Source organism: Dokdonella sp. (genome assembly GCF_019634775.1).
Lineage (GTDB): Bacteria > Pseudomonadota > Gammaproteobacteria > Xanthomonadales > Rhodanobacteraceae > Dokdonella.
The window spans coordinates 111,172-130,191 of the sequence record NZ_JAHCAS010000002.1 but is presented as its reverse complement, the minus strand read 5'-3'; the positions used below and the strand labels follow the sequence as shown (position 1 = coordinate 130,191).

The window sequence follows — 19,020 nt, the reverse complement described above, 5'->3', positions numbered from 1 at the left end:
AACAAGCCCCCACAGAGAGAGCAGCACGCCTGAAGGCGGTTCCTACAGCCGCGATTGGAGAAACCCGGGAGTGAACGCATGCAGCGAGATTCCATGAGCGATTCCGAGCAGCCCACGCAGCCTACCGGTGATGAAGCAACGCAAGCCGCGTCACGCCCCTTCGTCGTGCCGTGCTCGCATCCGGGCTGGTCGGCACCGCTGCGCTGGCTGCGCCTCGGCTGGAACGATTTGCGTCGCGCACCCGCGCTGAGTGCGCTGTTCGGCGGCGTCATCGTCGTCGCCAGTGCGGCAATCTCGATGCTGGCGTGGAAGCTCGGACGCTTCGCCCTGCTCGCCACCCTGCTGTCGGGTTTCGTCTTCGTCGCGCCGCTGATTGCGGTCGGCCTCTACTGCGTCAGCCGCGCGCTCGAGCGTGGACAGACGCCGCGCCTGGCCGATTCCTTCGTGCTCGCCCGCCGCGTCGCCGGCCAGGCCGCCGTGTTCGCGCTGGCCCAGGGCGTCATCATCCTGGTCTGGTCACGCGCCGGCATGATCATCACCGCGCTGTGGCCGGCGATGGAAGGCGACACCACCGCCCTGCTCGAATACCTCGCCATCGGCAGCGCCGTCGGCGGTGTGTTCGCCGCGCTGACCTTCGCCGTGGCCGCGTTCTCGCTGCCGATGATCGCCGACCGCGACGTCGACATGATCACCGCTGCCGTATCCAGCGTGAACGCGGTCGCGCGCAACCTGCCGGTGATGGCGCTATGGGCCTTCCTCATCGTCGCCATCACCGCGCTCGGCATCGCTGCCGGCTTCATCGGCCTCGGCCTCGCCATGCCTTGGCTCGCCTACTCGGCCTGGCATGCCTACCACGAAGTCATCGACGCGGCGGAATGGCCGCGGCTCGGTTGACCAATGCAGAACCCCATCACTCCCACTCGATCGTCGCCGGCGGCTTGCCGCTGATGTCGTAGACGACGCGCGAGACGCCGCGGAGTTCGTTGATGATGCGGTTGCTGACCTTGCCGAGGAAGTCGTACGGCAGGTGCGCCCAGTGGGCGGTCATGAAGTCGATGGTCTCCACGGCACGCAGGGCGATGACCCATTCGTAGGCGCGGGCGTCGCCGACGACGCCGACGGATTTGACCGGCAGGAACACGGCGAAGGCCTGGCTGGTCCTGTCGTACAGGTCGGCGGTGCGCAGTTCGTCGATGAAGATGGCGTCGGCCTTGGCCAGCAGTTCGGCGTACTCGGGTTTCACTTCGCCGAGGATGCGCACGCCGAGGCCGGGGCCGGGGAACGGGTGGCGATAGACCATCGTGCGCGGCAGGCCGAGCTCGACGCCGAGGCGGCGCACTTCGTCCTTGAACAGTTCGCGCAGCGGCTCGACCAGGCCAAGCTTCATGTGTTCGGGCAGGCCGCCGACGTTGTGGTGGCTCTTGATGACGTGTGCCTTGCCGGTGCGGCTGCCTGCCGATTCGATCACGTCGGGATAGATCGTGCCCTGGGCCAGCCAGCGTGCGTTCGTCAGCTTGTTCGATTCCTCTTCGAAGATTTCGACGAACAGGTTGCCGATGATCTTGCGCTTGGCTTCCGGGTCGGCGACGCCTTCGAGCGCCCTGAAGTAGCGCGGCGCAGCGTCGACGCGGATGACCTTGACGCCGAGGTGTTCGGCAAAGGTCGCCATCACCTGGTCGCCTTCCTGCCAGCGCAGCAGGCCGGTGTCGACGAACACGCAGGTCAGCTGCTCGCCGATCGCCCGGTGCAGCAGCGCGGCGACGACGGAGGAATCGACGCCACCGGACAGGCCGAGGATGACCTCATCCGTACCGACCTGCTCGCGCACGCGCGCGATCTGGTCGTCGATGATGTTGGCCGCTGTCCACAAGGTGCGACAGCCGCAGATGTCGACGACGAAGCGACGCAGCAAGGCCTGCCCCTGCCTGGTGTGCGTCACTTCGGGATGGAACTGCACGCCGTACCAGCGCTTGTCCTCGCAGGCCATCGCAGCAACCGGGATACGCTCGGTGACCGCGGTGATGGTCCAGCCCGGCGGCACCGTGGCGACGTGGTCGCCATGGCTCATCCAGACATCGAGGCGCGGCGCTCCGTCGTGGTCGCTCAGGCCGCCAAGCAAGGCATCGTGCGCGACCAGCTCGACCTCGGCATGGCCGAACTCGCGCGCATCGGCGGCTTCGGTGCTGCCGCCGAGTTGGACGGCCAGTGTCTGCATGCCATAGCAGATGCCGAGAATCGGAAGACCGGAGTCGAACACCTGCTGCGGCGCCTGCGGTGCACCGTGTTCGGTGGTCGATTCGGGGCCGCCGGAGAGGATGATGCCCTTGGCGCCGAATGCGGCGATCTCAGCGGGATCGTGGTCCCACGCCCAGATCTCGCAATACACGCCGAACTCGCGCACGCGGCGCGCGATGAGCTGGGTGTATTGCGCGCCGAAGTCGAGAATCAGGATGCGGTCGGAATGTAGGTCGGTCACGCGCTCGGAACTCCCGTGTGGCGGCGCACGTCGATGTGCCGGCTCAACTGCTCAAGCGGTAGTTCGGCGCTTCCTTGACGATTTCGATGTCGTGCGGATGCGCCTCGCGCACGCCGGCGCCGGAGACGCGCACGAACTGCGGACGAGAGCGCATCTGGTCGATCGTGCCGCAGCCGCAATAGCCCATCGACGCACGCAGGCCACCGACGAGCTGGTGGATGATGTTGCGGATCGAACCGCGGTACGGCACACGACCCTCGATACCTTCGGGCACGAGCTTCTCGGGTTCGGAGGCATCCTGGAAGTAACGATCGCTGGACCCCCTCTCCATCGCTCCGACCGACCCCATGCCGCGGTAACTCTTGTATGAACGCCCCTGGTAGAGCTCGACCTCGCCCGGCGATTCCTCGGTGCCGGCGAACATGCTGCCGAGCATGACCGTCGAGGCACCGGCGACGATGGCCTTGGCGACGTCGCCCGAATAGCGAATGCCACCGTCGGCGATCAGCGGGATGTCGTCCTTGAGCGCGTTGGCGACGAGGTCGATCGCGGTGATCTGCGGTACACCGACGCCGGTGACGATGCGCGTCGTGCAGATCGAGCCGGGACCGACGCCGACCTTGACCGCATCGGCGCCGGCATCGCGCAGCATCAGCGCGGCATCACCGGTGACGATGTTGCCGCCGATGACCTGCGTCTGCGGAAAGTGCTTCTTGACCCAGGCCACGCGGTCGATGACCGACTGCGCATGGCCGTGCGCGGTATCGACGATGAGCACGTCGACACCGGCCTCGACCAGCGCGGCGACACGGCGCTCGGTGTCGCCACCAACCCCGACTGCAGCGCCGACGCGCAGGCGCTCGCTGTCATCCTTGGCCGAACGCGGGTTGTCGCGCGCCTTCTGGATGTCCTTGACGGTGATCAGGCCGCGCAACTGGAAATCGTCGTTGACCACCAGCACCTTCTCGATGCGATGCTTGTGCAGCAGGGCCAGCACTTCATCCTCGCTCGCGCCTTCCTTGACCGTCACCAGGCGATCCTTGCGCGTCATGATGTTCTTGACCGGATCGTCGTGCTTCTTCTCGAAGCGCATGTCGCGGCTGGTGACGATGCCGACGAGCTGGTCGCCGTCGACCACCGGAACGCCGGAGATGCCGTGCTCGCGGGTGATGCGCATGACGTCGAGGATCGAGGTGTCGGGTTGCACGGTGAGCGGATCGCGGATCACGCCGGCCTCGAACTTCTTGACCAGGCGCACTTCCGCGGCCTGCTGTTCGGGGGACATGTTCTTGTGGATGATGCCGATACCACCGCACTGGGCCATGACGATGGCAAGGCGTGCCTCGGTGACGGTATCCATCGCTGCGGACAGGATCGGCACGTTGAGGCGCAGGCCGCGGGTCAGGCGGGTGGAGGTATCGACGTCGCGCGGCAGGACGGTGGAGTGACCGGGAACGAGGTAGACGTCGTCGAACGTCAGGGCATCGGCGAGTAGGCGCATGAGGGGCCAGGGAGGGCTGCAATGGACCATTTTAGCGTCCGTGCCCGCAGGGCGCCATGGCGGAGCGGCAGCAGGACCTCAATCGAAGAAGGTCTCGGCCGCCTCGAGCGTGTTTTCCATCAGCGTGGCCACGGTCATCGGACCGACACCACCCGGGACCGGCGTGATCCACGAGGCGCGTGCGGCCGCCGCTGCGAACTCGACGTCACCGACCAGGCGGCCGTCGTCGAGGCGGTTGATGCCGACATCGACCACGACCGCGCCCGGCTTGATCCATTCGCCCTTGACCAGGCCCGGCTTGCCGGCGGCGACCACGACGATCTCGCCTTGCGCGACCTGGTTGTCGAGGTCTTCGGTGAAGCGGTGGCAAACCGTGGTCGTGCAGCCGGCGAGCAGCAGTTCGAGCACGAGGGGGCGGCCGACATGGTTCGACACGCCGACGACGACTGCATGCCGCCCACGCACCGGGCGGTCGGTGTTGGCAAGCAGTGTCATCACGCCCTTCGAGGTGCACGGCCGCAGGCCACGCTGGCGCAGCACGAGCCGGCCGACGTTCTCGGCCTGGAAGCCGTCGACATCCTTGCGTGGATCGATCCGGTTGATCAACGCACCAGCATCGACATGGGCCGGCAGCGGCAGTTGCACCAGGATCCCATGCACGCGCGGATCGGCATTGAGGCGCTCGACCAGGGCGGTCAGTTCGGCATCGGTGGTCGCGGCAGGCAGATCGAAGTCGAAGGATTCGAAGCCGACGTGGCGGCAGGCGCGCCGCTTGTTGCGCACATAGACCGCCGAGGCTGCCTCGTCGCCGACGAGGATCACGGCGAGCCCGGGCCGCGCCTTGCCGGCACCGACCCGCGCCGCCACGCGCATGCGCAAGCGATCGAGCAGTTCGTCGGCGATGCGCTTGCCGTCGAGGATGCGTGCGCTCATCGGGAGTCCCGCAGGAAAGCGCGGATTATCCATGCTCGCCGCGCAACCCTCAAACGACCCGGCGTGTCCTGATTGATCCTGCACCGGATGGCCCCAACGTCTTGCCGCTCGACGACGGGGTCCACCGGGACATCCCGGCTTCGCTGACCTTCCCCCAAGGAGAATCCCGGATGTCCGACCCGACCATCGAAGCCGAAGCCGCCGCATTCCGCCGCCTGCTCGCCCACCTCGACCGACGAAGCGATGTGCAGAACATCGACTTGATGATCCTCGCCGGCTTCTGCCGCAACTGCCTGGCAGACTGGTACCGCGAGGCCGCCGCGGAACACGGCCTCGTGATCGACAAGGACACCGCGCGCGAGCGAATCTATGGCGAACCGTTCGCGCAATGGAAGGCCCGTCACCAGCGCGAGGCGACTCCGGAGCAACTCGCCGCGTTCGAGGCCACGCGCAAGGCGCATCCGCCGCAGGGTTGAGGATGCACGCATGATACCGGTGCCATTCTCCGTAGCCGGTTCACGGGCGACGGGTGTGGCGATGTGTAAAGAGCATCGCCCCTGAAGGGGCTCCTGCGGGGGCTCCTGCGGCAGGTCCGCCGCCCGCCCTACCTCGCCCGCGATGCACGCACGCTGATCCAGGCACCGAGCAGCAGCAGGGCCAGCGCAATCGCCTGGGTCGGATGTGCATCGACACGACCACTGGCGAGCAGGAAGCCGGTCGAAAGCACGGGGGCGGCGTACGACAGCGTGCCGAGCAAGGCGAGGTCGCCGCGCTTGGTGCCCCCATCCCACAGACGAAAGGCAATGCCGGTCGGGCCGATGCCCATCAGCACGAGCACAACCCACTGCAGCGCGCCTGGCGCCACAGTGCGCTCACTGGCCAGATGCACGATTGCCGCGAGCATGCTGACGACGAGGCACGGGCCTGCGATCGCTGCACTCGGCACCTCGGCGAAGCGGCGGTTCGACACCGAGTACGCGGCCCAGGTCAGCGCAGCCATCGCTGCAGCGGCATAGCCCCGGACATGTGCCGGATCCATCTCGAGCGCGCGCCCACGGGTGAGCATGACGACGACCCCGGCGAGTGCCACGAGCGTGCCGACGAGCTGGCCGACGCGCAGGCCGACGCCGGGCACGAATGCGGCGAACACGACGATGAGCAGAGGCCACAGATAGTTGACCAGGTTCGCCTCGATCGCCGGCGCATGGCGAAAGGCGATGAAGTACAGCGCGTGGTAACCGAACAGGCCGACGGCCGAGAGCAGGAACCCTGGCCATGGCTGGCGCAGCGCGCGCAACCCGCTGCCATCCACGGCATTGCCGGCAAGGCCGCTGATGCCACCGACGAGGAACACGATGGCAAGCACCTGGAATGGCGGCAGGCTGGCCGTGCCGAGCGTGAACACGGCGAGCGAAGACCACAGCAGGATGGCGACGATCCCGCCGATCGTCGCGCGGGTACGGGAAGTGGGCATGACCAGGGCACGGATTGGGGTCGCGCATTATCGGCGATGTCGCGACGGTGCGTGACGTCGCGAGCACGCCCGATCTGCGAGAATGCGCCATCGTTCGTCACCATCTGCACCAATGCCCTACACGCCGATCCTCGCCACGCTCGGGTACGTGCTCTCACCCGATCGATCCGATGTCCTGCTGGTCCACCGCAACGCACGTGCCGACGATCAGCACCTCGGCAAGTACAACGGACTCGGTGGCAAGATGGAGCCCGGCGAGGACGTGGTCGAGTGCATGCGCCGTGAGATCCGCGAGGAAGCGATGATCGAATGCCTCGACCTGCACCTGCGCGGCACGATCAACTGGCCCGGCTTCGGCAAGCAGGGCGAGGACTGGTTCGGCTTCGTGTTCCTCGTCACGCGTTACGACGGCACGCCGCCGCCGGCCAACGCCGAGGGGACGCTCGAATGGAAGCCGGTGTCCTCCATCCTCGACCTGCCCCTGTGGGAAGGTGACCGCCATTTCCTGCCGCTGGTCTTCGATACCGACCCGCGCCCATTCCACGGGGTCATGCCGTACCGCGATGGACGCATGGTGTCGTGGAGCCACACGCGGTTGTAGGGGCCCGTTTACGGGCGATGACCTTCGGCGCGGAGGCCTATGGCGCCGCGGCGCGCAGGGCCGACAGCGCGGTGTTGAAGCGCTGCTGCGACCAGGCGTCCTCGTTCTTGATCGTCTCGTAGAGCGCGTCGAGACGCGCACGCAGCACGGCGGCCCGGTCGGCGTCGACCTTGCCGTCGTTCTCGAAGGCGACCACGACCGACTGTGCGGCCATGGCGACCTGCTCAGCCGAGGCGTAATCGCGGTACTCGCCGCGCTTGGCATCGGCTTCGATGCTGGCGAGGATCGCGTCGAGGTTTTCCGGCCCGTAGTTGAACGCGGCGACCTTGGCCAGCAGGCCGTCGACCGTGGCGCGCAGGCGGCGCGCGGCGGTGAAGGTCGCTTCACGACTCTGGGTGGTCGCCTTGTGCAGGGCGCGCGTCTGTTCGAGCAGGCTCTTCGCCGCGTCCGCATCGACCGGCGCGAGCACGTGGCGGAACATCACGAGATTGGCGTCGTTGAGGCGCACCACGCCCGGACCAAGGCCAGTGCCCTGGCGCGGCCCCCACTGCTTGCCCGACATCACGCGATGGCAGGCATGGCAGTCGAACAGCACCAGTTCGGGGAAGATGCCCTGCCAACCGGCCCGCTCGTCGACGACAAGGTCGAGCAGGTTCTCGGCGGCAACGCCCTGGCCGACCGCCCAGTCGCGCACGCCATTCCACTCGCCCTTGCGCCGGTTCCAGGCCTCACCGATTTTGTAGTGCGGGTGCAACCAGGTGAAGGTGTCGAGTTCGAACGACAGGCGCGGGTGGCCGGCACCCATGATGCGGTGGGTGATCATGCGGTCCTTCGTGCCCATGTGGCACGACAGGCACAACTGCGCCCGCTCGACCGGGCGATCGGTCGGATACATGCCCTTGGCGAGGTTGTCGGCGTGGGCAACATCCTTGTCCGCATGCGCGTTGAGCCAGAGCTCGGCACCTCCATGGCAGGACTCGCAGCCCACGCCATCGCTGATCTGGAAGCGTTCACCGCGCTTGTCGGCGGCGATCGAATCGGCATGGCAGTCGAGGCAGACCTTGGCCTGGGTCGGATCGCCGATGCCGAGCTTGCGCGCGATGTCCTGCGAGGCCTTGTTGGTCAAGGTCTGGTACGCACGCGCATGCGGATCGAATTCCTGCCAGATGGCGAACTCGTTCTGTTGCACGTTGGAATCGCGGAACGGTTGCGAGGCACCGTGGCAGACGCTGTTCGCGCAACTGGCGACGCCGAGGTGGCGATGTGCCTCGATTGCGGCAACGGCCGACGCAGCGGCATCAGCTGCGGTTCCCATCCCCAGCAGCACTACTGCCAGCAAGGCAAGTCCGAAACGCTTCATGGCCCACTCCCCGTAGCTATCCAACCGGATTCACGTTCGGGCTGTCACTCCCCGCGGCCGATTATGCACCAGTTCGGCGCGGTTGCTCATTTCCACAGGCAGGCGCCGCGCGATGCGGCGTCGATGGCCTCGATGCGACGGGCATGGTTGGCCAGTTCCCCGGCATCGGCACGGACCACGCGCAGGGCGCGACGCTCCAGACTGGCGGCATCGGGCGCGGCATGCGGCCTTTCCGCCACTTCGACGGCAAAACCGAGGTCGCCCTGCCCGGCCGTCATCGCCAGGTAGACGTCGGCCAGCAACCAGGCATCGACCAGGGCGCCGTGCAATTCGCGGTGGCGCACGTCGATGCCGAGGCGTCGGCACAGGGCATTGAGGTTGTTCTGCTGGCCCGGGTACTTCTCGCGCGCCAGTTGCAAGGTGTCGAGGATGCGCGCGGTGCCACGCAGCAGCGGCAGGGCCGGATCGAACAGGGTCAGCTCGTTGTCGAGGAAGGCGATGTCGAACATCGCATTGTGCGCAATCAGCTCGGCACCGGCGATGAAGGCGAGGAAATCGGCGGCGACGTCACGAAAGCGCGGCTTGTCAGCAAGGAACGCATCACCGATGCCATGCACCTGGCGCGCCCCCTCGTCGACCTCGCGCTCGGGGTTGAGATAGCAATGGAAGGTGCGTCCGCTGGGCCGGCGCTCCAGCAGTTCCACGCAGCCGATCTCGATGACGCGATGGCCCTTGCCGACCTCGAGGCCGGTGGTTTCAGTGTCGAGCACGATCTGCTTCATGTCTGTCCTTCATCACGCACACGCTCGGCCGCCGTACGGGCAAGGCGGTCGACGCGTTCGTTGTCGGCGTGGCCGGCGTGGCCACGCACCCAGGCCCAGCGCACACGATGCGGCCCGAGCGCGGCGGCCAGCCGTTCCCACAGGTCGCGGTTCTTGACCGGATCACCTCCAGCCGTGCGCCAGCCCTTGGCGATCCAGCGCGGCATCCATTCCTCGACACCGCGCATGAGGTACTGCGAATCGGTGGTCAGCTTCACGCTGCATGGCCGGCGCAATGCCTCCAGCCCGGCGATCGCCGCCATCAGCTCCATGCGGTTGTTGGTCGTGTGCGCCTCGGCCCCGCAGAGCTCGCGCTCGGTCGTACCGTGGCGCAGCAGCACGGCCCAGCCACCCGGCCCTGGGTTGCCCAGGCAAGCGCCGTCGGTGATGACCTCTACCTCGCTCATGCGCACTCGCGCAAACTGACCCGCGGTGCCAGCGCCGGGGCGACCCGTCCGGTCGCACCGAGTGCGTGGCGCAACGGCAGCGGACGCACTGCCGCAGCACGCTTGTCGGCGCGCAACATCCAGACACCGTGCCAGCGCGCGCCGTCATCGGCCTGCATCACGTGCGATGCCGGCGCGCTGGGCCAGGCGCCACCGAGCCAGCACGGCCGGGTGACGTCGAGGCCGAACCCAGCAAGGCGTTCGCGCATGCGCGTCGGAGCAAGGCAGCGCAGCCGTGGTTCGCAAGCGCCTGCCCGCCGCGACCACCACAACCGCCACGGACTCAGCGGATTGAGGCCAAACAGCAGCAACGTCCCGCCGGGCGCGAGCAGGCGCGCGAGTTCACATTCGAGGCCGCGATCGGCGAGCAGGTCGGTCGCATGGCGTACGACGATCAAGTCGAAACTCGCTGCTGCCCACGGCAGTACATCGGTCTCGCAGCGCACATCACCAGCGAGCGCTGCACCTTCGACATGCAGGCAAACCGAACCAGGACGACCGTGCAGACGCGCCTGTGCCGCAGCGGCCGTTGCCGTGATCGACAAGGCCGGCCCCGACGCAAGCCCGCCCGCCTCGTGCTCAACCCGCCCCCATTCTTCGTCGAGGAGGCGGCGCATCGGCGGCAGCGAAAACAAGGGAGTCGAAGCAGGTTGCACTGATCGGGGGACGGTCGGAGGCCGGATCGGAACGCGAGTTTAAGGATGTTCTGATCAATCCCACAACGGCGTCACCGTCCTGTGCGGACGCAGATCAAGGCGCGACGGCGAAGGCAGACTGGTCGTCTGTCGAGCCGGCGCAACGCCGAGCTGCGCCCGCACAGGACGGCCCCAGCCTTTCGATTCCCAATGAGGGGGTGACATCCGCAAGGCCCGCAGGGCGGCATGCGCGGCTCGCCCAGGCGGCCAGCCTGCACTTAGCCACGCCCACCCCGCTGCGAACCTTGCGGATGTCATGACGCCATTGCGGGATTGATCAGAACATCCTTAACGCAGGCGCGCGCTGAGCTCGTTATAGTTTGGCCGCATGACCGGCCATCGCCTGTTTCCCGTGCGCGCGCTGCGCGACAACTATGTCTGGGTGCTCGCCAATGCTGGCGGCGATGCGCTCGTGGTCGATCCGGGCGAGGCTGCACCGGTCATCGAGGCCCTGCATGCGCGTGGACTGCGCCTGCGTGCGATCCTGCTGACCCATCATCATGCCGACCACATCGATGGCGTCAGCGCACTGATGGCCGCTGGTGACGACATCGAGGTCATTGCCCCGTTCGATGAACGCATCGCCACGGCCACCCGGCGGGTGGGCGCGGGCGACTGCGTCGAGTTCCGCCATCCGGCCAGCCGCTTCGAGGTCATCGAAGTGCACGGACATACGCGCAGCCACATCGCCTACCACGGTGAAGGCCTCCTGTTCTGCGGCGACACGCTTTTCAGCATCGGCTGCGGCAGACTGTTCGAGGGCACGCCGGCGCAGATGCTCGATGCGCTCGACCGCCTCGCTGCCCTGCCAGGTACGACTCAGGTTTGCTGCGGCCATGAATACACGCTGGCCAATTGCGCCTTCGCCATGCATGTCGATCCCCACAACGCCACCTTGCGTGCACGCGCAGCCGAGGCGCGCGCGGCGATCGCAAGCGGCAAACCCAGCCTGCCCTCGCTGCTCGCCGACGAGCGTGCCTGCAATCCGTTCCTGCGTGTCGATGCGCCCGAACTCGTCGCAGCCGTCGCCGCACACCTTCCGGCGGATGCAAACCGCGTCGCGCGCTTCGCCACCCTGCGCCGCCTCAAGGACGAGTTCCGCACATGAACGGCGCCGTGTTGCGCGCCACCGCGCTCGCCGCAGCGCTGCTCCTGCTTGGTGCCTGCGCGAGCGTGCCGCGCGCACCGGCGCCCGCGCCACCACCGACCGCACCGGCGCCCGCCACGGCGACTTCGATACAGGCCGTGCCCGAGGTGTCGGCGGTCGTGGTCGATGCGTCGCCGTGGGCGCGCCTGCGCACGCGCTTCGCCCTGCCCGGCTGCGACTACAGCGAAGCGGTGCTGCGCGAGGCGCAGCGCTACACGCGTTCGCCGAAGCACTTCACCGCCAGCTGGAAATCGGCCCTGCCGTTCCTGCTGCTGGTGCTCGTCGAGATCGAGAAGCGCGACCTGCCCGGCGAGCTTGCCGTGCTGCCCTATGTCGAAAGCCACTACCAACCACTGCCGGCACAGGGCAACCGCCCGGCAGGCATGTGGCAGCTCATGCCGGGCACTGCGCGTGAACGCGGATTGCGCGTGGCACGCGACTACGACGGCCGTCTCGACGCGATCGACGCCACACGCGCCGCACTCGATCTGCTCGAACGCCATGACCGCGAGTTTGGCGACTGGCGACTGGCGACCATGGCGTTCAATGCCGGCGAATACCGCATCAAGCGCCTGCTCGGCGCACGCACGGGCGACACTCTCGACGCACTGGCGCTGGCTGGCCTCGACCTCAGTCCGACCACCCACACGCATCTGGCACGCATGCTCGCGTTGGCCTGCATCATCGCCGACCCCGCGCGTTTCGGTGTCGAGCTCCCGGAACCCGGTGCGGACGATCAACTGATCACCGAGCCCGTCGACGGCCCGTTCGATCTGCGCGTCGCCGCCGCGTTCGCCGGCCTGCCCGAGGAGATCGTGCTGCGCTACAACGCCGCGCACCGCCAGCGGCGCAGCGCCGCCGGGGCGCCACCGCGGATCCTGCTGCCGGCGACGCATGTGGCGCGCTTCGTCCAAGCAAGGTCAGAGCACCCCGAACTGCTGGCCCTGCACTGGCAGGTCCATGCTCCGAAGCGCACGACGGACCTCGATGAACTGGCCAGTGCGGCCGGCCTTGCGCCGCAGGCGCTGGCCCGTGCGAATGGCCTTGCCGAAGACACGCGCATCGCCGCCAACAGCGAGATGCTGGTACCTGGGCCACCCGCGCCGTCACCATACGCCGACGCACAGACCGGGACGGACGCGCTGCATATCGTCCGTCCCGGCGACACTCTTTCGGCAATCGCGCACCGCTACGGCGTGCGCCTGGCCGATCTGCTCGGCTGGAACCGGTTGCGCGCGAGCACCACGCTGCGCCTCGGCATGCGCCTGCACGTGCGCGCGCCGTGAGGGAGGAGGCAGCCGTCTCGGTTACACTTCCAGCCTTTGTCACCCCTGACCAGACTCCGGAGGATCCATGGGCTTCCTGCATGGCAAGCGTGCGCTGATCGTCGGCATCGCCAGCACGCGATCGATCGCCTCGGGCATCGCCAGCGCAATGCACCGTGAGGGCGCCCAACTCGCCTTCACCTACCAGAACGACAAACTCAAGAGCCGTGTCGAAGAGGCCGCCGCCGAATACGGCTCGAACATCGTGCTGCCGCTCGACGTTGCCGATGACACGCAGATCGACGCAGCCTTCGCCGAACTGGGCAGGCACTGGGATGGCTTCGACATCCTTGTCCACTCGGTCGGCTTCGCACCGCGCGAAACCCTTCAGGGCGGCTTTCTCGACAACCTGACGCGCGAGGGCTTCGCCATCGCCCACGACATCTCCAGCTACAGCCTCGCCGCACTGGCCAAGGCCGCGCGCCCGGCCATGCAGGGGCGTGCCGCCTCGATCCTGACCCTGTCCTACCTCGGTGCCGAGCGCGCACTGGCCAACTACAACGTCATGGGCCTGGCCAAGGCCAGCCTTGAGGCGAATGTGCGCTACCTCGCCTACCAGCTCGGTCCGGAGGGCATTCGCGTCAACGCGATCTCCGCCGGTCCGATCAAGACCCTGGCGGCGGCCGGCATCGGCAATTTGCGCAAGATGCTCGACCACGTCGAAAAGGCCGCACCGCTGCGCCGCAGCGTGACGATCGAGGAAGTAGGCAACGTCGGTGCCTTCCTGTGCTCGGATCTCGCCTCGGGCATCACCGGCGAGGTCACCTACGTCGACGGCGGCTACAACACAGTCGGCATGACCGACATCTGACCCTGTCCGAATGTGTCGAATCGCGGCGGAAGCCGCGGTGGGGATTGATCAGGACGCCTACGGAGACATGCAGGTTGGCCGCATGCAACGCGCGTCGGCACCAGAACGGGAAAGGGCCGCTTGCGCGGCCCTTTCTCATTTGCGGAACCCAGGATCACAGGCGCTGTTCGGCCACCTCGACCTTCATGCCCGCACGCAATGAAGCGACGAGGTCACGCATGGCCGCATAGGACCGTGCCTGCTTGAGCGTGTCTCGCGCTGCTTCGCGCGTCGGCGCCTCGAGAGCCGACGGATCGGCATCGACCACCTTGGTCAGCTCGACCAAGGCATATTCGTCGTTGGCCAGCTTGACCAACTTGCGCGCGACCTGGCCCTCGGCCGGACGCGACAGATCGAACACCGCACTGACGAGACTCGAATCGACGGTCAGTGAGTTGCGGCCAATGCCCTGCTCGGCCTTGACCTCGAGCTTCAGTTCCTCGGCGAGCTTGTTCAGCTCCTCACCACCGTCGAAGCGCACAAACAACGCCTCCGCACGCGTCTTCGCCTCATCTGCACGACGCGCGGCGAGGATGCGTCCACGGATATCCTCACGCACTTCGTCGAGCGGGCGCGGCGTTGCCGGCTTGTGCTCGGCGATACGCACGACGGCCACATGGTTCGGGCCGAGCTCGATCGAATCGGAATTGTTGCCCTGCACGAGCACTTCGTCCGAGAACGCGACGCGCACCACCGCGGGGTTCGCAGCGAGGCCAACGCCACCATTGCGTGTGAACGGTGCGGTCTTCTGCAGGGTCAGGCCGAGCTCGCGTGCCGCCGGCTCGAGCGAGGTCGAATCCTGCATGGCGAGATCGATCAGGCGGCTCGAACGCTGGTTGTACACGCGCTCGTGCTCGGACTCCGCATACTCCTTGATCAGTTCGGGGCGAACTTCCTCGAAGCTGCGCGTCTTGCCGGGGCGCACGTCACGCAATTCGATGACGTGGTAACCCTCGCTCGAGAGCACTGGATCCGATACTGCGCCTTTTTCCAGGGCGTAAAGCGCAGCCTCGAACGCTGGATCGGTCATGCCCTGCTCGATCCAGTCGAGATCGCCGCCGATCGCCTTCGAGCCAAGGTCATCCGAGTTCTGCCTGGCAAGATCGGCAAAGGACTTGCCGGCGCGCGCCTCGGCAGCGAGCTTCTGTGCCTTCTCGAGTGCGACCCTCTGGTCGTCAGGGCCACCCTTGCCTCCGACCTTGACGAGGATATGCGAGGCCAGGCGCTGCTCGGGGGCGACGAAACGCGCCTTCTCGCGCTCGTAGCGGTCCTTGAGCGTGGCATCGTCGGGGGTCAGATCGACGTCGATCTTCGACGCTTCGAGTTCGAGGTATTCGAGCGCAACCTGCTCGGGGTTCATGAACTCTTGCTGGTGCTGCGTGTAGTAGGCACCGATTTCGTCGTCGGACACCTCGGCGTTGACCACCGTCGGCGACGCCAGGGTCAGCGTGCGGAAGTCACGCAACTGGCCGCGCAAGCGGAGGTAGGCGTCGACGTCGACTTCGGTGACGAAGGTACTGGCCAGCAGTTCGCGCGGGATCTCGCCCGCGGCGATTTCCTGGGTGAAGCGCTGCTGGAAGCTCAGCGGCGTCATGCCCTGCGACGTCAGGATCGCGCGGTACTGCGCCTCATCGAACTGGCCGTCGCGCAGGAATGCCGGGATCTTCAGGATCTCCTGGCGCAGGCGGTCAGCCGGAATGACGATGCCGAGCCGCTCGTTGGCCGCAAGCAGGACCCGCTCGTCGATCAACTGGTCGAGAACCTGGCGCTTGACCTCCGGCTGTTCGAAGTACGCCGCGTCGAGCGCTCCGTTGGTCATCTGCATCTGCCGCTGACGGAACTGATCAAAGCGCTCACGGAAATCCTGCTGGGTGATTTCCTTGCCATCGACCTTGGCGACGAAATCGTCGATCCGCGAGACGAAATACGACTCGATGCCGAAGAACGAGAAGGCAATGAGGATCGCGCCCAAGAGAATCTTGGCGACCAGGCCAGTGGTTTTTTGACGAAGGGCTTCAAGCATGGAATCGCCTGCAAGATAAGGGGGCGGCACGACAACGTTCCGTGGAGTCGCGGCACGCACGAAAAGCGAAGGCGCCACTCGGGCGCCCTCGGTCGGGCCAGGTAGCGGATCATGTCCGCCACCTCTGCCCGGATGCGACAGCCGCGCATTGTAGCCGACTGCGCACCCTCTTCACGGTCTGGTGGGTGCTGAGGGTTTCGAACCCCCGACCCTCGCCTTGTAAGGGCGACGCTCTACCGCTGAGCTAAGCACCCTGGACGCGTGGTCCACTCGCTCAGTTGATTGCGTCCTTGAGGGCCTTGCCGGGCTTGAATGCCGGCACCTTCGAAGCAGCGATCGTGATGGTTTCCTTGGTGCGCGGATTGCGCCCGGTACGCGCTGCTCGCGAACGCACCACGAACGAGCCGAAGCCGACGAGATTCACGCTATCGCCCGCCTTGAGGGCATCCTTGACGACATCGACGATGGCGTCGAGCGCGCGCTCGGCCTCGGCCTTGGACAGATTGGCCGACTCGGCCAGCTTCGCGATGAGATCGGATTTGTTCATGGACAGCTCCCTGGTTCTGGAAAGGCGGCGCGCACGCCGGATGACGCGCAACGCAGGTGGAATCGTCGGGGTGGGCAAGCGCAGGCGTACGGGGTAGCAGCCCGCAGGGACCGCTCGGCGTGCTCGCCGGACGGCCATGGCGCGGCCTTTATACCAGCGCCTCCCGCCCGCCGCAACGAGGAATGCCAGAAAACACCGCGATTTTCAGGCATTTCACGCGATATGACGGCATTTTTACGGCATCACCGCCAAACACCGGCGATCAGTGCGGACGCGCCGGGTTTTCCTCGAGACGTGCTTCGCGCGCCGAGTCCATCGGCAATGCGTCCGCGTCCCCGTCGCGAGGCTGAGGCCCAACGGGCCTTTCAAGAGCGATGTCGAGCACCTCGTCGATCCACTTCACCGGCCGGATCGACAGCGATTCGGTGACGATCTTGGGAATGTCGGCAAGGTCCTTGCGATTCTCGTCCGGGATGATGACCGTGGCGACACCGCCGCGATGCGCGGCGAGCAGTTTCTCCTTGAGTCCGCCGATCGGCAGCACGCGGCCGCGCAGGGTGATCTCGCCGGTCATCGCCACATCGGAACGCACGGGGATGCGCGTCAGCGTGGACACCAGCGCCGTGCACATGGCGATGCCCGCGCTCGGACCATCCTTCGGCGTCGCGCCTTCCGGCACATGGATGTGGATGTCGAGCTTTTGGTGGAACTCGGGGTCAACGCCGAGCCGATCGACACGCGCGCGCACGACGCTCAGCGCGGCCTGGATCGACTCCTGCATCACCTCGCCGAGCTGGCCGGTATGGATCAGCTTGCCCTTGCCCGGCACGGTGGTCGCCTCGATGCTGAGCAGGTCTCCGCCAACTTCGGTCCAGGCCAGGCCGGTGACGAGCCCCACTTCGTTCTGCAGCTCGGCAAGCCCGTAGTGGAACTTGCGCACGCCAAGGTAGTGGTCGAGGTTGGTCGCGTCCACGGTGATCCTGCCGGACTTGCGCCCCTTCTTGGCCACCCGGGTCGCCGTGGCAGTCTTGGCGGCCGCCTTGCTCTTGCCTTTCGTCGGCTTGTCGCTGGTGCGCAGGCTCAGCTCCTTGACCACCTTGCGGCAGATCTTGGAAATCTCGCGTTCGAGATTGCGCACGCCGGACTCGCGGGTGTAGTAGCGGATCACGTCGCGGATCGCCGCCTCGGCGATGGCCAGCTCGCCGGCCTTGAGACCATTGGCCTTGAGCTGCTTGGGTACCAGGTAGCGCTCGGCGATGTTGATCTTCTCGTCCTCGGTATAACCGGGGATACGAATGACCTCCATGCGATCGAGCAGCGGCCCGGGAATGTTCAGCGAGTTCGCCGTGGCGATCCACATGACCTCGCTCAGATCGAAGTCGACCTCGAGATAGTGGTCGTTGAATGCCGAATTCTGCTCGGGATCAAGCACCTCGAGCAGGGCCGATGACGGGTCGCCGCGAAAATCCATCGACATCTTGTCGATCTCGTCGAGCACGAACAAGGGATTGCGCGTACCGGCCTTGGACATGTTCTGGATGATGCGGCCCGGCATCGAGCCGATGTAGGTGCGCCGATGACCACGGATCTCGGCCTCGTCGCGTACGCCGCCCAACGACATGCGCACAAACTTGCGGTTGGTCGCCTTCGCGATCGATTGGCCGAGCGAAGTCTTGCCGACACCGGGCGGGCCGACCAGGCACAGGATCGGTCCCTTCATCTTGTTGACACGCTGCTGCACGGCCAGATATTCGAGGATGCGGTCCTTGACCTTCTCCAGGCCATAGTGGTCGGCATCGAGCGTCTGCTGGGCGAGGTGAAGGTCCTTGCGCACCTTGGTGCGCTTCTTCCACGGCGCGCCGACCAACCAGTCGACATAGTTGCGCACGACCGTGGCCTCGGCCGACATCGGCGACATCTGCTTGAGCTTGTTGAGTTCCGTGCGCGCCTTGGCCAGCGTGGCCTTCGGCATGCCGGCCGCCTCAACTTTGCGCGACAGTTCCTCCAGCTCGTTCGGCGTTTCCTCCGCGTCGCCGAGCTCCTTCTGGATCGCCTTCATCTGCTCATTGAGGTAGTACTCCCTTTGGCTCTTCTCCATCTGCGACTTGACCCGACCGCGGATGCGCTTTTCGATCTGCTGCACGTCGATTTCGCCATCGACCAGCGAGATCAGGCGCTCGAGGCGATCGGCGATGTCCACGGTCTCCAGCACCTGCTGCTTGTCCTGCAGACGCACGGTCAGATGGGTAGCGATCGTGTCTGCCAGGCGCGACGGGTCGTCGAGACCGGCCAGCGTCGCCATCAGTTCGGGAGGCAGCTTGCGCGACAGCTTGACCAGCTGCTCGAACAGCGCCACCAGCGAGCGCGAGATGACCTCGATCTCACGTTCGGTGCGCGAGACTATCGGGTCGAGTGCGCGTGTGCGCGCACACAGGAGGCCATCGCGCTCGGACCAGTGCTCGACCTCGGCTCGCGCGGTACCCTCGACCAGCACCTTGATCGTGCCGTCGGGCAGCTTCAGCAGTTGCAGGACAGTCGCAACGGTGCCGATCGAATACAGATCAGAGGCTTCTGGATCGTCGATGTCGGGGCTGCGTTGCGCGACCAGCAGAATTTGCTTGTCTCCTTCCATCGCCGCATCGAGCGCGCGCACGGACTTCTCTCGCCCGACGAAGAGCGGGATGACCATGTGCGGGAAGACCACGACATCGCGCAACGGCAGGATCGGCAGTTCGATCACGTCGTGGGCTGCGCGCGGCGCGGGCTTGCTCGGTTTATCCATCGTCGGATCCTGAAAGTGGTGCGGTGTTGCGGTACGCCG

The 19,020-nt window shown here is 66.5% G+C and carries 17 protein-coding genes and 1 tRNA gene; 6 read left to right on the top strand and 12 right to left on the bottom strand.

Going from position 1 to position 19,020, the window contains the following annotated elements; all coding sequences use genetic code 11:
* Positions 1-93 precede the first annotated feature (93 nt).
* Positions 94-894, top strand: a complete 801-nt coding sequence (locus tag KF907_RS11505) for a DUF2189 domain-containing protein (RefSeq protein ID WP_291220518.1) — start codon at positions 94-96, stop codon at positions 892-894.
* Between the two features lie 16 nt (positions 895-910).
* On the opposite strand, the gene guaA is transcribed toward KF907_RS11505, so the two are convergent.
* From guaA to folD, 3 genes are all read right to left on the bottom strand, one after another.
* Entirely contained in the window at positions 911-2,476 is a 1,566-nt protein-coding gene (gene guaA, locus KF907_RS11500; protein ID WP_291220517.1) for a glutamine-hydrolyzing GMP synthase, read from the bottom strand.
* Positions 2,477-2,519: 43 nt separating this feature from the next.
* Positions 2,520-3,977, bottom strand: a complete 1,458-nt coding sequence (gene guaB / locus KF907_RS11495; protein WP_291220516.1) for an IMP dehydrogenase — start codon at positions 3,975-3,977, stop codon at positions 2,520-2,522.
* A 78-nt stretch (positions 3,978-4,055) separates the two neighbouring features.
* Entirely contained in the window at positions 4,056-4,910 is an 855-nt protein-coding gene (folD, locus tag KF907_RS11490; protein ID WP_291220515.1) for a bifunctional methylenetetrahydrofolate dehydrogenase/methenyltetrahydrofolate cyclohydrolase FolD, read from the bottom strand.
* A gap of 170 nt (positions 4,911-5,080) precedes the next feature.
* On the opposite strand from folD, the gene KF907_RS11485 reads away from it, so the two are divergent.
* Positions 5,081-5,386, top strand: coding sequence for a DUF1244 domain-containing protein (locus tag KF907_RS11485; protein ID WP_291220513.1), 306 nt, complete (start codon positions 5,081-5,083; stop codon positions 5,384-5,386).
* 128 nt (positions 5,387-5,514) lie between these two features.
* On the opposite strand, the gene yddG is transcribed toward KF907_RS11485, so the two are convergent.
* Complete coding sequence (gene yddG / locus KF907_RS11480) at positions 5,515-6,384, bottom strand: aromatic amino acid exporter YddG (RefSeq protein WP_291220511.1); 870 nt, start codon at positions 6,382-6,384, stop codon at positions 5,515-5,517.
* A gap of 112 nt (positions 6,385-6,496) precedes the next feature.
* Between yddG and KF907_RS11475 the strand changes: the two genes are divergently transcribed.
* The gene (locus KF907_RS11475; RefSeq protein ID WP_291220510.1) at positions 6,497-6,985 is read left to right on the top strand and encodes an NUDIX hydrolase; all 489 of its coding nucleotides are present in this window, start codon (positions 6,497-6,499) and stop codon (positions 6,983-6,985) included.
* Positions 6,986-7,022: 37 nt separating this feature from the next.
* Here KF907_RS11475 and KF907_RS11470 read toward each other — a convergent pair whose 3' ends face one another.
* The 4 genes from KF907_RS11470 to KF907_RS11455 form a co-directional block, all read right to left on the bottom strand.
* Positions 7,023-8,345: a cytochrome c family protein gene (locus KF907_RS11470; RefSeq protein ID WP_291220508.1), complete on the bottom strand. Its 1,323-nt coding sequence runs from the start codon at positions 8,343-8,345 to the stop codon at positions 7,023-7,025.
* Positions 8,346-8,431: 86 nt separating this feature from the next.
* The gene (dnaQ, locus tag KF907_RS11465) at positions 8,432-9,127 is read right to left on the bottom strand and encodes a DNA polymerase III subunit epsilon (protein WP_291220507.1); all 696 of its coding nucleotides are present in this window, start codon (positions 9,125-9,127) and stop codon (positions 8,432-8,434) included.
* The gene (gene rnhA / locus KF907_RS11460) at positions 9,124-9,573 is read right to left on the bottom strand and encodes a ribonuclease HI (RefSeq protein ID WP_291220506.1); all 450 of its coding nucleotides are present in this window, start codon (positions 9,571-9,573) and stop codon (positions 9,124-9,126) included. The genes dnaQ and rnhA overlap by 4 nt, the downstream gene beginning before the upstream one ends.
* The gene (locus tag KF907_RS11455; protein WP_291221264.1) at positions 9,570-10,229 is read right to left on the bottom strand and encodes a class I SAM-dependent methyltransferase; all 660 of its coding nucleotides are present in this window, start codon (positions 10,227-10,229) and stop codon (positions 9,570-9,572) included. Before KF907_RS11455 ends, rnhA begins: the two co-directional genes overlap by 4 nt.
* Before the next feature lie 406 nt (positions 10,230-10,635).
* Here KF907_RS11455 and gloB point away from each other — a divergent pair, with 406 nt between their 5' ends.
* The 3 genes from gloB (at position 10,636) to KF907_RS11440 (ending at position 13,590) form a co-directional block, all read left to right on the top strand.
* Positions 10,636-11,415: a hydroxyacylglutathione hydrolase gene (gene gloB, locus KF907_RS11450; RefSeq protein WP_291220505.1), complete on the top strand. Its 780-nt coding sequence runs from the start codon at positions 10,636-10,638 to the stop codon at positions 11,413-11,415.
* A complete protein-coding gene (locus KF907_RS11445) occupies positions 11,412-12,740 on the top strand; it encodes a transglycosylase SLT domain-containing protein (RefSeq protein ID WP_291220504.1) in 1,329 nt (442 codons plus the stop codon). Before gloB ends, KF907_RS11445 begins: the two co-directional genes overlap by 4 nt.
* A 67-nt stretch (positions 12,741-12,807) precedes the next feature.
* Positions 12,808-13,590 carry an enoyl-ACP reductase FabI gene (locus KF907_RS11440; protein ID WP_291220502.1) on the top strand — a complete coding sequence of 261 codons (783 nt, stop codon included), beginning with the start codon at positions 12,808-12,810 and terminating at the stop codon, positions 13,588-13,590.
* A 154-nt stretch (positions 13,591-13,744) separates the two neighbouring features.
* On the opposite strand, the gene KF907_RS11435 is transcribed toward KF907_RS11440, so the two are convergent.
* The 4 genes from KF907_RS11435 to lon all read right to left on the bottom strand — a co-directional run bounded on the left by KF907_RS11435 (position 13,745) and on the right by lon (position 18,981).
* Positions 13,745-15,652 (bottom strand): SurA N-terminal domain-containing protein, encoded by a 1,908-nt coding sequence (locus tag KF907_RS11435; protein WP_291220501.1) that lies wholly within the window; start codon positions 15,650-15,652, stop codon positions 13,745-13,747.
* Positions 15,653-15,831: 179 nt separating this feature from the next.
* Positions 15,832-15,906, bottom strand: a tRNA-Val gene (locus tag KF907_RS11430).
* Positions 15,907-15,926: 20 nt separating this feature from the next.
* On the bottom strand, positions 15,927-16,199 hold the full coding sequence (locus KF907_RS11425; protein ID WP_291220500.1) for an HU family DNA-binding protein: 273 nt from the start codon (positions 16,197-16,199) through the stop codon (positions 15,927-15,929).
* Between the two features lie 262 nt (positions 16,200-16,461).
* The gene (gene lon, locus KF907_RS11420; RefSeq protein WP_291220499.1) at positions 16,462-18,981 is read right to left on the bottom strand and encodes an endopeptidase La; all 2,520 of its coding nucleotides are present in this window, start codon (positions 18,979-18,981) and stop codon (positions 16,462-16,464) included.
* Positions 18,982-19,020: the final 39 nt, after the last annotated feature.

Excerpts from the sequence above, each read along its gene's own strand:
- KF907_RS11455 (WP_291221264.1), bottom strand. The coding sequence starts at position 10,229 with ATGCGCCGCCTCCTCGACGAAGAATGGGGGCGGGTTGAGCACGAGGCG.
- KF907_RS11445 (WP_291220504.1), top strand. The coding sequence starts at position 11,412 with ATGAACGGCGCCGTGTTGCGCGCCACCGCGCTCGCCGCAGCGCTGCTC.
- gloB (WP_291220505.1), top strand. The coding sequence starts at position 10,636 with ATGACCGGCCATCGCCTGTTTCCCGTGCGCGCGCTGCGCGACAACTAT.
- rnhA (WP_291220506.1), bottom strand. The coding sequence starts at position 9,573 with ATGAGCGAGGTAGAGGTCATCACCGACGGCGCTTGCCTGGGCAACCCA.
- guaB (WP_291220516.1), bottom strand. The coding sequence starts at position 3,977 with ATGCGCCTACTCGCCGATGCCCTGACGTTCGACGACGTCTACCTCGTT.
- KF907_RS11470 (WP_291220508.1), bottom strand. The coding sequence starts at position 8,345 with ATGAAGCGTTTCGGACTTGCCTTGCTGGCAGTAGTGCTGCTGGGGATG.
- dnaQ (WP_291220507.1), bottom strand. The coding sequence starts at position 9,127 with ATGAAGCAGATCGTGCTCGACACTGAAACCACCGGCCTCGAGGTCGGC.
- lon (WP_291220499.1), bottom strand. The coding sequence starts at position 18,981 with ATGGATAAACCGAGCAAGCCCGCGCCGCGCGCAGCCCACGACGTGATC.
- KF907_RS11440 (WP_291220502.1), top strand. The coding sequence starts at position 12,808 with ATGGGCTTCCTGCATGGCAAGCGTGCGCTGATCGTCGGCATCGCCAGC.
- folD (WP_291220515.1), bottom strand. The coding sequence starts at position 4,910 with ATGAGCGCACGCATCCTCGACGGCAAGCGCATCGCCGACGAACTGCTC.
- KF907_RS11435 (WP_291220501.1), bottom strand. The coding sequence starts at position 15,652 with ATGCTTGAAGCCCTTCGTCAAAAAACCACTGGCCTGGTCGCCAAGATT.
- yddG (WP_291220511.1), bottom strand. The coding sequence starts at position 6,384 with ATGCCCACTTCCCGTACCCGCGCGACGATCGGCGGGATCGTCGCCATC.
- KF907_RS11475 (WP_291220510.1), top strand. The coding sequence starts at position 6,497 with ATGCCCTACACGCCGATCCTCGCCACGCTCGGGTACGTGCTCTCACCC.
- KF907_RS11485 (WP_291220513.1), top strand. The coding sequence starts at position 5,081 with ATGTCCGACCCGACCATCGAAGCCGAAGCCGCCGCATTCCGCCGCCTG.
- KF907_RS11505 (WP_291220518.1), top strand. The coding sequence starts at position 94 with ATGAGCGATTCCGAGCAGCCCACGCAGCCTACCGGTGATGAAGCAACG.
- KF907_RS11425 (WP_291220500.1), bottom strand. The coding sequence starts at position 16,199 with ATGAACAAATCCGATCTCATCGCGAAGCTGGCCGAGTCGGCCAATCTG.